The organism is Cupriavidus sp. HPC(L) (assembly GCF_000307735.3).
In the GTDB taxonomy this organism is placed as follows: domain Bacteria; phylum Pseudomonadota; class Gammaproteobacteria; order Burkholderiales; family Burkholderiaceae; genus Cupriavidus.
The window spans coordinates 1-13,366 of record NZ_AMPR02000031.1; the positions used below are offsets into that span (position 1 = coordinate 1).

At 66.1% G+C, this 13,366-nt stretch carries 13 protein-coding genes; all 13 read right to left on the reverse strand.

Annotated elements, in window-relative coordinates; all coding sequences use genetic code 11:
- Positions 1 to 219: 219 nt before the first annotated feature.
- On the reverse strand, positions 220 to 1,356 hold the full coding sequence (asd, locus tag B551_RS03130) for an aspartate-semialdehyde dehydrogenase (protein ID WP_006578096.1): 1,137 nt from the start codon (positions 1,354 to 1,356) through the stop codon (positions 220 to 222).
- A gap of 89 nt (positions 1,357 to 1,445) precedes the next feature.
- Positions 1,446 to 1,580 carry a hypothetical protein gene (locus B551_RS27235; protein ID WP_255567009.1) on the reverse strand — a complete coding sequence of 45 codons (135 nt, stop codon included), beginning with the start codon at positions 1,578 to 1,580 and terminating at the stop codon, positions 1,446 to 1,448.
- A gap of 237 nt (positions 1,581 to 1,817) precedes the next feature.
- Positions 1,818 to 2,885, reverse strand: coding sequence for a 3-isopropylmalate dehydrogenase (leuB, locus tag B551_RS03140; RefSeq protein ID WP_006578095.1), 1,068 nt, complete (start codon positions 2,883 to 2,885; stop codon positions 1,818 to 1,820).
- Positions 2,886 to 2,967: 82 nt separating this feature from the next.
- A complete protein-coding gene (gene leuD, locus B551_RS03145; RefSeq protein ID WP_023263465.1) occupies positions 2,968 to 3,618 on the reverse strand; it encodes a 3-isopropylmalate dehydratase small subunit in 651 nt (216 codons plus the stop codon).
- A gap of 33 nt (positions 3,619 to 3,651) precedes the next feature.
- Positions 3,652 to 5,061, reverse strand: a complete 1,410-nt coding sequence (gene leuC, locus B551_RS03150) for a 3-isopropylmalate dehydratase large subunit (RefSeq protein WP_006578092.1) — start codon at positions 5,059 to 5,061, stop codon at positions 3,652 to 3,654.
- Positions 5,062 to 5,341: 280 nt separating this feature from the next.
- Complete coding sequence (locus tag B551_RS03155) at positions 5,342 to 7,141, reverse strand: methyl-accepting chemotaxis protein (protein ID WP_006578090.1); 1,800 nt, start codon at positions 7,139 to 7,141, stop codon at positions 5,342 to 5,344.
- A 176-nt stretch (positions 7,142 to 7,317) separates the two neighbouring features.
- Complete coding sequence (gene gltA / locus B551_RS03160) at positions 7,318 to 8,619, reverse strand: citrate synthase (protein ID WP_006578089.1); 1,302 nt, start codon at positions 8,617 to 8,619, stop codon at positions 7,318 to 7,320.
- Between the two features lie 42 nt (positions 8,620 to 8,661).
- Positions 8,662 to 8,946, reverse strand: a complete 285-nt coding sequence (locus B551_RS03165; RefSeq protein ID WP_006578088.1) for a succinate dehydrogenase assembly factor 2 — start codon at positions 8,944 to 8,946, stop codon at positions 8,662 to 8,664.
- A gap of 52 nt (positions 8,947 to 8,998) precedes the next feature.
- The gene (locus B551_RS03170; protein ID WP_006578087.1) at positions 8,999 to 9,700 is read right to left on the reverse strand and encodes a succinate dehydrogenase iron-sulfur subunit; all 702 of its coding nucleotides are present in this window, start codon (positions 9,698 to 9,700) and stop codon (positions 8,999 to 9,001) included.
- A gap of 42 nt (positions 9,701 to 9,742) precedes the next feature.
- Positions 9,743 to 11,521 (reverse strand): succinate dehydrogenase flavoprotein subunit, encoded by a 1,779-nt coding sequence (gene sdhA, locus B551_RS03175; RefSeq protein WP_006578086.1) that lies wholly within the window; start codon positions 11,519 to 11,521, stop codon positions 9,743 to 9,745.
- A 3-nt stretch (positions 11,522 to 11,524) separates the two neighbouring features.
- Entirely contained in the window at positions 11,525 to 11,836 is a 312-nt protein-coding gene (sdhD, locus tag B551_RS03180; protein ID WP_052511249.1) for a succinate dehydrogenase, hydrophobic membrane anchor protein, read from the reverse strand.
- Between the two features lie 66 nt (positions 11,837 to 11,902).
- Complete coding sequence (sdhC, locus tag B551_RS03185) at positions 11,903 to 12,313, reverse strand: succinate dehydrogenase, cytochrome b556 subunit (protein ID WP_006578084.1); 411 nt, start codon at positions 12,311 to 12,313, stop codon at positions 11,903 to 11,905.
- A gap of 327 nt (positions 12,314 to 12,640) precedes the next feature.
- Positions 12,641 to 13,366: GntR family transcriptional regulator (locus B551_RS03190; protein WP_023263467.1), on the reverse strand; the 726-nt coding region annotated here is incomplete at its 5' end.

Consider the following 13,366-nt stretch of genomic DNA (forward strand, 5'->3'; position numbering starts at 1 on the left):
GTGGGGAGGCGGCGATGGTGGCTCACTGGGACCTCATGCGGGGTGGGGGTTCGACGGGCGATCGCGCGAAAGGACGGTATTGTGACCCAAGACCCCGACGGGACAATGTCCGGAAACGACAACGCCGCGCATCGGCGCGGCGTCGTTGGCCAGCGGGTGGCGGCGCGGCGGCCGGGGTGTCGGCTCGCCGCAACGCCACGTCAGCCGGTCGGCAGGCGATCAGCTCTCGATCAGGATCCGCAGCATGCGGCGCAGCGGCTCGGCGGCGCCCCACAGCAGCTGGTCGCCGACGGTAAAGGCCGACAGGTATTCGCCGCCCATCTGCATCTTGCGCAGTCGGCCGACCGGGATCGTCAGCGTACCGGTCACGGCGGCCGGCGTCAGGTCGGTCATGCTGGCTTCGCGGGTGTTCGGCACGACCTTGGCCCACGGGTTATGGGCGGCCAGCATGCCTTCGATCTCGTCCAGCGGCACGTCGCGGCGCAGCTTGATGGTCAGCGCCTGCGAGTGGCAACGCATCGCGCCGATGCGCACGCACAGCCCGTCGACCGCGATCGGCGTGGCACCGGTGGCACCGAGGAAGCCGTCGCCACGGCCCAGGATCTTGTTGGTCTCGGCGCCGCCCTTCCATTCCTCGCGCGACACGCCGTTGCCCAGGTCCTTGTCGATCCACGGAATCAGGTTGCCGGCCAGCGGCACGCCGAACTGCTTGGTTTCGTCGGCGGACAGGCCGTGCTGGGTCGCCAGGATGGTGCGGTCGATTTCCAGGATCGCCGAGGCCGGATCGTCCAGCAGCGGCTTGACCGCGGCGTTCAGCGTGCCGAACTGGGTCAGCAGCTCGCGCATGTGCTGGGCGCCACCGCCCGAGGCGGCCTGGTAGGTCATGGAGGTCATCCACTCGACCAGGTCGTGCTGGAACAGCCCGCCCAGGCCCATCAGCATGCAGCTGACCGTGCAGTTGCCGCCGATGAAATTCTTGACGCCCTTGGACAGCGCGTCCTTGATCACACCCTGGTTGACCGGATCGAGCACGATGATCGCGTCGTCCTTCATCCGCAGCGACGAAGCGGCGTCGATCCAGTAGCCCTTCCAGCCGGCGGCCCGCAGCTTCGGGAAGACCTCGTTGGTGTAGTCCCCGCCCTGGGCGGTCAGCACGACGTCGCAGCGCTTGAGCGCTTCGATGTCGTTGGCGTCCTGCAGCGTGGTTTCGTTCTTGGCCATCGCCGGCGCCTTGCCGCCTGCGTTGGACGTGCTGAAGAAAACCGGCTCGATATGGTCGAAGTCGCGCTCTTCCTGCATGCGTTGCATCAGCACGCTGCCGACCATTCCTCGCCAACCGACGAGACCTACAATCATGACTAACCTCGGATGTGATTGAAAACTTCCCCGCATTTTCCTCGCCCGGCGTGGCTGCGCGGGGAAGACGGGCAGGCACGACGAACGATCTAGGCGATCGTGGTTTTGATAATGGTTTTAATCGTCGTTGCGGTGATGGCGCCGCGCGTACCCGCGCCCGCCGTGGCGCGCAGGGCGGCCGGCGAGGCAATTTCCGTCGGGAGGAATCGGGCGATTCGGGGCATCGGCGCAGTCTACACGATTTTGCGGGGTTGGGCTGGGGCTGCCCTCTCCCCGGCCCCCTCCCGCATGCGGGAGAGGGAGCACACCAGCGACACGGTATCACGCTGGGGGTTCACTCTCCTCTCCCGCATGCGGGAGAGGGAGTACACCAGCGGCACTGAACCACGCTGCCGGTTCTCTGCCCTCTCCCGCTCGCGGGAGAGGGGCCGGGGGAGGGGGGCAACCGGCGCCCTCGATCCTTACAACGCTGCCAGTACCGCCTCGCCCATCTCGCGGGTGCCGACCTGCCTGCAGCCCGGCGTCAGGATGTCCGCGGTGCGGTAGCCCTGGGCCAGCACGGTCTTGACGGCGTTTTCGATGCGGTCGGCCTGCTCGGCCTTGTTCAGCGAATAGCGCAGCATCATCGCGGCCGACAGGATGGTCGCCAGCGGGTTGGCGACGCCCTTGCCGGCGATGTCCGGCGCCGAGCCGTGCGACGGCTCGTACAGGCCCTTGTTGTTGGCGTCCAGCGAGGCCGACGGCAGCATGCCGATCGAGCCCGTCAGCATCGCGGCCTCGTCCGACAGGATGTCGCCGAACATGTTGCCGGTGACGATCACGTCGAAGCTCTTGGGCGCCTTGACGAGCTGCATCGCGGCGTTGTCGACGTACATGTGCGACAGCTCGACGTCCGGATACTCCTTCGACACCTCAATGACGATGTCCTTCCAGAACTGGAAGGTCTCGAGCACATTGGCCTTGTCGACGCTGCACAGCTTCTTGCCGCGCTTGGCCGCGGCCTGGAACGCGACGTGGGCGATGCGGCGGATTTCCGGCTCGCTGTAGCGCATCGTGTCGAAGCCCTCGCGCGCGCCGGGGAACAGCCCGTCGGTCGCCGTGCGCACGCCGCGCGGCTGGCCGAAGTAGATGTCGCCGTTCAGCTCGCGCACGATCAGGATGTCCAGGCCCGCGACCAGCTCGGCCTTCAGGCTGGAGGCGCCGGTCAGCTCGGGATAGCAGATCGCCGGGCGGAAGTTGGCGAACAGCTGCAGATGCTTGCGCAGGCCCAGGATCGCCTGCTCGGGGCGCAGCGCGCGCTCCAGGCTGTCGTACTTCCAGTCGCCCACCGCGCCGAACAGGATCGCGTCGGCCTGCTGCGCGAGCTTCAGCGTCTCCTCGGGCAGCGGATGGCCCTTGGCCTCGTAGCCGGCGCCGCCCACCGGCGCGGTTTCCATCTCGAACTTCTCGTCGAGGGCGTTCAGGACCTTGACGGCCTGTTCGACGATCTCGGGGCCGATGCCGTCGCCCGGCAGGACTGCGATCTTCATGCTGTGTTTGCCTTGTTGTCGTTTCGGTTCGTTGCGGTTCGCCTGCAATGCAGGCAGCGCGCTGCGCGGTGCTACGCCGGCGTCAGCCGACCAGCCGGTGGTTCAGCCACGGCATCTTCGCCACGCGCTCGGCCTCGAAGGCGCGGATCTTGTCCGCGTGGCGCAGCGTCAGGCCGATATCGTCGAAGCCGTTCAGCATGCAGTACTTGCGGAACGGCGCGATGTCGAACTCGAAGCCGGCGCCCGACGGCGTGATCACGGCCTGGCGCTCCAGGTCGATGGTCAGCTGGTAGCCATTGAAGGCATTGGTCTCGTTGAACAGCTGGTCGACCTGGGCTTCGGTCAGCACCACCGGCAGCAGGCCGTTCTTGTAGCAGTTGTTGAAGAAGATGTCGGCGAAGCTCGGCGCGATCACCGCGCGGAAGCCGTACTGGGTCAGCGCCCACGGCGCGTGTTCGCGCGAGCTGCCGCAGCCGAAGTTGTCGCGCGCCAGCAGGATCGACGCGCCCTGGTAGCGCGGCTGGTTCAGCACGAAGTCCGGGTTCAGCGGGCGCTTGCTGTTGTCCTGGCCCGGCTGGCCGACATCGAGGTAGCGCCATTCATCGAACAGGTTCGGACCGAATCCGGTGCGCTTGATCGACTTGAGGAATTGCTTGGGAATGATCGCGTCGGTATCGACGTTGGCGCGATCGAGCGGCGCCACCAGGCCCTTGTGTACAGTGAACTTTTCCATGGTCTCGTCCTTGGTTCCGGGGTCGGCGAGGCGTCAGCCGAGCTGGCGGATATCGACAAAATGGCCTTCGATCGCGGCCGCCGCCGCCATCGCCGGGCTGACCAGATGCGTGCGGCCGCCGGCGCCCTGCCGGCCCTCGAAGTTGCGGTTCGAGGTCGAGGCGCAGCGCTCGCCCGGATCGAGCCGGTCGGCATTCATCGCCAGGCACATCGAGCAGCCCGGCTCGCGCCATTCGAAGCCGGCCGCCTTGAAGACCTTGTCCAGCCCTTCGCGCTCTGCCTGTTCCTTGACCAGGCCCGAGCCCGGCACCACCATCGCCAGCTTGACGTTGGAGGCGATGCGGCGGCCCAGCTTCTGCACCACCCAGGCGGCGGCGCGCATGTCCTCGATCCGGCTGTTGGTGCACGAGCCGATGAAGACCTTGTCGATGCGCACGTCCTGGATCGGCACGTTCGGCTGCAGGCCCATGTACTGCAGCGCGCGCTCGATCGCGTTGCGCTTGTTCGGATCCTTTTCCTTGTCCGGATCGGGGATGCGGTCCTCGATGCTGATCACCATCTCGGGCGAGGTGCCCCAGGTGACCTGCGGTCGCACTTCCTCGGCCCGCAGCTCGACCACGCGGTCGAAATGCGCGCCCGGGTCCGAATGCAGCGTGCGCCAGTAGGCGACCGCCTGCTCCCACTCGGCGCCCTGCGGCGCATAGGGACGGCCCTTGACGTAGTCGAGCGTGACGTCGTCGACGGCGATCAGGCCGGCGCGCGCGCCCGCTTCGATCGCCATGTTGCAGACGGTCATGCGCCCTTCCATCGTCAGGTCGCGGATCGCCGAGCCGGCAAACTCGATGGTGTAGCCGGTGCCGCCCGCGGTGCCGATCTTGCCGATGATGGCCAGCACGATGTCCTTGGCCGTGCAGCCGCGCGGCAGCTTGCCCTCGACCTTGACCAGCATGTTCTTCGCCTTCTTGCCCAGCAGCGTCTGCGTGGCCAGCACGTGTTCGACCTCGGAGGTGCCGATGCCGTGCGCCAGCGCGCCGAAGGCGCCGTGCGTGCTCGTGTGCGAGTCGCCGCAGACCACCGTCATGCCGGGCAGCGTCGCGCCCTGCTCCGGTCCGATCACGTGCACGATGCCCTGGCGGTGGTCGGTCATCTTGAACTGCGTGATGCCGTAGGCGTCGCAGTTGGCGTCCAGCGTATCGACCTGCAGCTTCGAGATCGGGTCGGCGATGCCGTGGCTGCGGTCGGTGGTCGGCACATTGTGGTCCGACACCGCCAGGTTCGCGCTGATGCGCCACACCGGCCGCTCGGCCAGCTTCAGCCCTTCGAACGCCTGCGGGCTGGTCACCTCGTGCAGCAGGTGCCGGTCGATATAGAGCAGCGTGGTGCCGTCTTCCTCGACGTGCACGGTATGGTCGTCCCAGAGTTTGTCGTAGAGCGTCTTGGCCATGTCGCGGGGGGCGGCGACAGCCTCGCCGAGGCGGGCCGGCACCGCTGATAGAAGTTGCGGGGAGGAGGTCTTCGCAGCGTCGAAGGCAGCGCGGGGCTGCGTGGCTGCGTTTGCTTGACTTCGGGGGGAATTATGCCGGAAACCCCGGCGAAACAAGGGTTTGCCGCCGGCGGCGATGTAATGTGATTGGCGAAAGGGGGATTTCGCGGATGGCGAAAACGCCGTTTTTTCGCGGCGTTTTCGTCGACAAGGGGCTGCGCAGGCCGGCCCCGGCACCCCTTCAATCGAGCCGGAAGGTCCGCACCACGCCGGCCAGCCGGCCCGCCTGGTCCTGCAGCATCGTCGCCGCCGCGGTCGACTGCTCGACCAGCGCCGCGTTCTGCTGGACCATCTGGTCCAGCTGCCCCACCGCGGCGTTGACCTCCTGGATGCCGCGCGTCTGCTCCTGCGCCGCATGCAGGATTTCTGAGATCACCTGCGACACGCTGGTCACGTTGCCGACGATCTCGCGCATGGTGCCGCCGCTGCGCTCGACCTGCTCGGAGCCCGCGTTGACGCTGCTGACCGTCGACTCGATCAGCGTCTTGATCTCCCTGGCCGCCTGCGAGCTGCGCTGCGCCAGCGAGCGCACCTCGCCCGCCACCACCGCGAAGCCCCGCCCCTGCTCGCCGGCGCGCGCCGCTTCCACGGCCGCATTCAGCGCCAGGATATTGGTCTGGAACGCGATGCCGTCGATCACGCCGGTGATGTCCGACACCTTGACCGCCGCCTGCTGCACGTCGCCCATGGTCTGCACCGCGGCCTGGATCGCGTGGCCGCCCTCGTCGGCGACCTGCTTGGCCTGCACCGAAGAGCGCTCGGCGGCGCGGGCCGACGCCTCGGACTGCCCCACCGTCGCGGTGATCTGCTCCATCGACGCCGCCGTCTGCTGCAGGCTCGCGGCCGCCGACTCGGTGCGGCGCGACAGGTCGGCATTGCCGGCGGCGATCTCGTTGGCGGCCCCGTGCACGGCCTCGCTGGCATCGCGGATCTGCCGCATCACGCCGACCAGCTTGTCGGCAAAGGCGTTGAAGGCGCCGGCGATCTGCGCGACCTCGTCCTTGCCCTGCGCCGGCAACCGGCGCGTCAGGTCGCCGTCGCCACTGCCGATGGCCGCCATCGCATCGCGAATCGACGACAGGCGGCGGAACGAGACGGCCGTCACGGCCGCCATGATCAGCGCGGCGGCCAGCGCCACCACGACCAGCGAGATCACCGAGGCGACCAGCACCGAGCGCATGCCGGCGGTGGCCTCGGCCTTGTCCAGCGCGATCACCGCCATCCAGTCGGTGCCCGGCACGGCCGTCACGCCCAGCAGCTTGGCCTCGTCGCCGACCATCACCTCCATCGGCGTGTCGATGCCCAGCTGCGCGGCCAGCTTGTCGCCGTCCAGGCCGGGGATCAGTTCGCCGATCGGCTTGAGCATCAGCTTGTCGTCGCCATACGCGACGATCTGGCCGTTGCGCGCCACCAGGATGCCGAAGCTGCTCGGGGTCGGATGGATCGAACGCACGTTCTCGACGACGCCGTCCATTGGCACGTTGCCGCCGACCACCGCGCGCAGGCTGCCGTCGCGGATGATCGGCACCGCGAACGTCACCACCATCTTGCCGGTACTGGCCGACACGTAAGGCGGCGTGACGACCGGCTTGCCGGCGGCCGACGCGAGCTTGTACCACGGCCGCGAGGTCGGGTCGAAGCCCGGCTTCACGCTCTCGGGATTGGAAAAATGGTGGCGCTTGTCGGGGTAGCCGACGAAGGTGTTCAGGAAGCCGCCGGCCTCGACGATCAGCTTCAGCACCGGACCCGGGTCCTCCTGCAGCGCCGCCTCGTGCAGCGCGGCCATGCTGGCCGTATGCGCGGACACCCATTCGGCGATCGCGTCGACATGGCCGGCCTGCACCGCGCGCAGATTGTTGCGGATGGCTTCGTCGTTGTAGCGGGAGGCAACCAGATGGTTGACCACGGCGTTGCAGACCAGCGCGACGACGACGATGGCCACCGAGAATCCAACGATGCGCGCGCGCAGCGAGCCGAACATGTGATTACCCCTTCTCTTGTGATGGGCGGGATGCAGACGATTGCTGCATCGATTTACGGCGCATCAGCCGAAAGGGTTGAGTAGGGACAAATCCCTGTTCAGAAATCCGCGGACATAAAAAAACGCCCCGTGCCGGGGCACGGGGCGTACTTCGACGCGGTTGGCGCGAGCGCGGATCAGCGCTTGCCCATCTCCGGCACGTCGCGGGTCGCGGCGCCGTTGAACAGCTGGCGCGGACGGCCGATCTTGTACTCCGGATCGGTGATCATCTCTTCCCACTGCGAGATCCAGCCCACGGTGCGGGCCAGCGCGAAGATGCAGGTGAACATCGAGGTCGGGATGCCCAGCGCGCGCTGCACGATGCCCGAGTAGAAATCGACATTCGGGTACAGCTTGCGGCTGACGAAGTACTCGTCTTCCAGCGCGATCTTTTCCAGCTCCATCGCCAGCTTGAACAGCGGGTCGTTGTGCAGGCCCAGCTCGTTCAGCACCTCGTGGCAGGTCTCGCGCATCAGCTTGGCGCGCGGGTCGTAGTTCTTGTAGACGCGGTGGCCGAAGCCCATCAGGCGCACGCCCGAGTTCTTGTCCTTGACCTGCTTGATGAACTCGCCGATGTTGTCGACGCTGCCGATCTCTTCCAGCATGTTCAGCGCCGCTTCGTTGGCGCCGCCGTGAGCCGGGCCCCACAGGCAGGCCACGCCCGAGGCGATCGCCGCGAACGGGTTGGTGCCCGACGAACCGGCCAGGCGCACGGTCGAGGTCGACGCGTTCTGCTCGTGGTCGGCGTGCAGGATGAAGATGCGGTCCAGCGCGCGCTCGAGCACCGGGTTGACCTGGAACGGCGCGCACGGCGTGGCGAACATCATGCGCATGAAGTTGCCGGTGTACGACAGGTCGTTCTGCGGATAGATGTACGGCTGGCCGATGTTGTACTTGTAGGACATCGCGACCAGGGTCGGCATCTTGGCGATCAGGCGGATCGCCGAGATTTCGCGCTGGTGCGGATCGTTGATGTCCATCGCGTCGTGATAGAACGCGGACATGCCGCCCACCAGGCCGGTCAGCACGGCCATCGGGTGCGCATCGCGGCGGAAGCCCCGCATGAAGAACTGCATCTGCTCGTGAACCATCGTGTGGTTCATCACGCGGCCGACGAATTCTTCCTTCTGCTTGGCGTTGGGCAGCTCGCCCTTGAGCAGCAGGTAGCAGACTTCGAGGAAGTCGCACTTCTCGGCCAGTTGCTCGATCGGATAGCCGCGGTACAGCAGTTCGCCCTTGTCACCGTCGATGTAGGTGATGCGGGAATTGCAGGAGGCCGTCGACATGAATCCCGGGTCGTAGGTGAACTTGCCGGTCTGGCCGTACAGCTTGCGGATGTCGATCACGTCCGGGCCGACGGTACCCTTGTAGATCGGCAGCTCGACGCTGGGGGACCCATCGGAGAACGATAGCGTGGCTTTCACATCGGACGGCGTCATGTCGGTTCCTTCAAATGCTAAGAATAATAGTGTTGACCAAACTCACACCGAGCGCAGCAGGCCAAGCAGCTTGCGCATCGGCGGCGTGTCGAGCTCACCGTCCAGCTCCTTGCGGGCAAGCAGCAGGTCCATCAACTCGTTGTCGCTGAGCTCGAGCAGCTCGCTCAGCGATGCCACGTCCTCGTCGGACAGGCTCTCCTCGTAACGGTTGAAAAAACGTTCGACGATGATGTCGTTCTCCAGCAGGCCGCGGCGCGCGCGCCAGCGCAGTCGCGCCCGCTTGTGCGGGTCGGCCTGATGGGAGAAAGTGGTGGGGTGATCCGTCATATGGCTTGGCCTTCACGGACGACGCCGCGCGGCGTCGTCCGGTCCAGCAGGTTCAGACCGCGCGGCGAACCATCAATTCCCGAATCTTGCCGATCGCCTTGGTCGGATTCAGTCCCTTCGGGCACACATCCACGCAGTTCATGATGGTGTGGCAGCGGAACAGGCGATACGGGTCGTTCAGGTCGTCCAGACGCTGGCCGGTGGCCTGGTCGCGGCTGTCGGCGATGAAGCGGTAGGCCTGCAGCAGGCCGGCCGGGCCGACGAACTTGTCCGGGTTCCACCAGAACGACGGGCACGAGGTCGAGCAGCTCGCGCACAGAATACACTCGTACAGGCCGTCGAGCTCGTCGCGCTCTTCCGGCGTCTGCAGGCGCTCCTTCTCGGGGGGCGGCTCGTCGTTGATCAGGAACGGCTTGATCGAGTGGTACTGCTTGAAGAACTGCGTCATGTCGACGATCAGGTCGCGCACGACGGGCAGGCCCGGCAGCGGACGCAGCACGATGCGGTCCGGCAGCTCGCGCATGTTGGTCAGGCACGCCAGGCCGTTCTTGCCGTTGATGTTCATCGCGTCCGAACCGCACACGCCTTCGCGGCAGGAGCGGCGGAACGAGATGCTCTCGTCGAGCTTCTTGAGCTTGACCAGGGCATCGAGCAGCATGCGTTCGTGACCGTCGAGCTCGACCTCGTAGGTCTGCATGCGGGGCGCCGCGTCCTTGTCCGGATCGTAGCGGTAGACTTCGAAAATACGCTTCATTTCTGTGGGTCCTGTAGTCGTCTGTAGTCGCCTACGCGGTGCTTAGAAGGTGCGGGCCTTGGGCGGAACGCTTTCCACCGTCAGCGGCTGCATCTTGACCGGCTTGTAGTCGAGACGGTTGCCTTCGCTGTAGAACAGCGAGTGCTTGAGCCAGTTCTCGTCGTCGCGGGTCGGGAAGTCGCTGTGGGCGTGGGCGCCGCGCGATTCCTTGCGGGCCGCCGCCGAGATCATCGTGGCCTTGGCTACTTCGACCAGGTTGGCCACTTCCAGCGCCTCGACCAGTGCGGTGTTGAACACCTTCGACTTGTCCTTCAGGTGGATGCTGTCGGCGCGCTCGGCCACTTCCAGGATGCGCTGCACGCCTTCGTCCATCAGCTTCTGCGTGCGGAACACGCCGGCGTGCGACTGCATGTTGCGGCGGATGTCGTTGGCGACGTCCTGCGCATACTCGCCCGACGAGGACGACTGCAGCTTCGCGAGGCGCGACAGCGCGAGGTCGGCGGCGTCGGCCGGCAGCGGCTTGTGTTCCTTCTGCTTGAGCGCGGTCGAGATGATGTGGTTGCCGGCGGCGCGGCCGAACACCACCAGGTCCAGCAGCGAGTTGGTGCCCAGGCGGTTGGCGCCGTGCACCGATACGCACGAGCATTCGCCGATCGCGTAGAAGCCGTTGACGACCTCGTTCGGATTGCCGTTCTTCGGCACCACGACCTGGCCGTAGTAGTTGGTCGGAATGCCGCCCATCTGGTAGTGGATGGTCGGCACGACCGGGATCGGTTCCTTGATCGCGTCGACGTTGGCGAACTTCAGGCCGATCTCGCGGATCGACGGCAGGCGCTTCATGATCTTCTCGGCGCCGACGTGGGTCAGGTCGAGCAGCACGTAGTCGCCGTTCGGACCGCAGCCGCGGCCTTCCTTGATTTCCTGGTCCATCGAGCGCGAGACGAAGTCGCGCGGCGCCAGGTCCTTCAGCGTCGGCGCGTAGCGCTCCATGAAGCGTTCGCCATCCTTGTTGCGCAGGATGCCGCCTTCGCCGCGCACGCCTTCGGTGATCAGCACGCCCGCGCCGGCCACGCCGGTCGGGTGGAACTGCCAGAACTCCATGTCTTCCAGCGGCACGCCAGCGCGCGCCGCCATGCCCAGGCCGTCACCGGTGTTGATGAAGGCGTTGGTCGACGCGGCGTAGATGCGGCCGGCGCCGCCGGTGGCGAACAGCGTGGTCTTGGCCTCGAGGATGTAGACCTCGCCGGTTTCCATTTCCAGCGCGGTCACGCCCAGCACGTCGCCGTCCTGGTCGCGGATCAGGTCCAGCGCCATCCACTCGACGAAGAAGTGGGTCTTGGCGCGGACGTTGCGCTGGTACAGGGTGTGCAGCAGCGCGTGGCCGGTACGGTCGGCCGCGGCGCAGGCACGCTGCACCGGCTTCTCGCCGTAGTTGGCGGTGTGGCCGCCGAACGGGCGCTGATAGATCGTGCCGTCGGGGTTGCGGTCGAACGGCATGCCGAAGTGCTCGAGCTCGTAGACCACCTTCGGCGCTTCACGGCACATGAACTCGATGGCGTCCTGGTCGCCCAGCCAGTCCGAGCCCTTGACCGTGTCGTAGAAGTGATAGTGCCAGTTGTCCTCGCTCATGTTGCCGAGCGAGGCACCGATGCCGCCCTGCGCCGCCACCGTGTGCGAGCGCGTGGGGAACACCTTGGAGAGCACGGCGACGTTCAGGCCGGCTTCCGCGAGCTGGAGGGATGCGCGCATCCCGGCGCCGCCCGCCCCGACGATGACCACGTCAAAGCGCCGACGCGGCAATCCAGTCTTGACTGCGACCATGAATTACACCCTCCAGAGAATCTGAGCAGCGTAGCCCGCGCATCCGACGAGCCACAGAATCGTAAGAACTTGCAGCACGAGGCGAACCGCCATCGGCTTCACATAGTCCATCCAGATGTCGCGCACGCCGATCCAGGCGTGATAGAGCAGCGACAGGATCGTGACGAACGTCAGGATCTTCATCCATTGATTGGCGAACAGGCCTGCCCAGCCCTCATACGAGGCACCGTTCGACAACAGGAACGCCACCGCCAGCACGACGGTGTAGATCACCATCACCACGGCGGTCACGCGTTGGACCAGCCATTCCTTCATGCCGTAGTGGGCACCGACGACCAGACGCTTGGGACCGATATTGTTATTTGCCACCTTGCATGCTCCTCAAAACACGCCGAACAGCTTCAGGCCGAACACGGCGGTCAGCAGCAGGCTGACGATCAGCACGGCGATGGCCGACTTGGCCGACGACGGCTTGTCGACGCCGACGTGCATGTCCAGCAGAAGGAAGCGGATACCGGCGCAGAAATGATGCAGATAGCCCCAGATCAGAACCAGCAGAACCAGCTTGACGAAGCCACCGGACAGAAGGGCCGAGAACTTTGCGAAGCTCAGTTCGGAAGTGACGCTCTGCTCGAAGAGGTAGAGGATGAAAGGAAGGAGGAGGAACAGCAGCGCACCGCTGACGCGATGCAGGATGGACACCTTGCCGGCCCAGGGCAACCGGTAGCGTGCGAGTTGCCCGATACCGATATTCCGGAACTCCGGCCTGGCTTGTTTGACGGCTTCAGCCATGCGAGACCCCATTAGCGATAAAAAAACGAAAGAGCCGAATGCACAATGTGCAAATCCACGTGATTTTAGCGCCTTTGTTGCGCGGCGCACCAATAATTTTCGACTATCGCACACCAACATGGCGGCCGCGACAATCGCGTGCAACGCCGCTTTGCGACGATCGCGCGACGGCCGCGCGAACCGGATTTCCACCCTTTGCCGCGCATTCCGATCGCCCTGCGCAATGCCGGCCGCGGTTGGCGGCAAGGCGCGCAACAATCGCCCTGAAAATCGCTCCGACAATCGCCCGCGTCTTCGCCCAATTCGCGCCTGAGCGCGCGGCGCCGGTCAGCTCAGATCGTTCTGGTAATAGTGCCGCGTGGTCACATACAGCCCGCGCCGTACTTCGACGGGACGGTCGCCGTAGGTGAACGAGACCCGCTCGACCGACAGCAGCGGCGAGCCGGGTTCGACCGACAGCAGCGCGGCGGCGGTCTCGTCGGCGCTGACCGCGCGGATCTTCTCGGTGGCGCGCACCATGCGCGTACCGAACTCGGCCTCGAACAGCGCGTACATCGGCCCTTTCCACTCGGTCAGCTTTTCCGCCGTCAGGCCCTTGAAGTTGGCGCCCAGCAGCCAGATGTCGTCGAGCACGGTGGCTTCGCCGGAGAAGAACAGCACGCGGCGGATCTGCACGACGCTGTCGCCGGTGCGGATATCGAGCAGCCGCGCGATCTCGGCGGGCGCCCGCAGGCGCTTGCATTCGAGCACCCGGCTGGCGCCGTAGTGCGGCTCGCCCTCGTCCGGGACCAGCCGCAGGAATCGGAACTTGACCACGTCCTCGTGATGGGTCGTCACGAAGGTACCCTTGCCCTGCCGGCGCGCCACGAGGTTCTCGGCGGCGAGCTCGTCGATGGCCTTGCGCACCGTGCCCTGGCTGACCTTGTAGCGGGCCGCCAGCTCCATTTCGCTCGGAATCATCTCGCCCGGCTTCCATTCGCCGGACTGCAGGCTCTGCAGGATCAGCGACTTGATCTGCTGGTACAGCGGGCTGAAGGTCGGGGAGACGCCGCC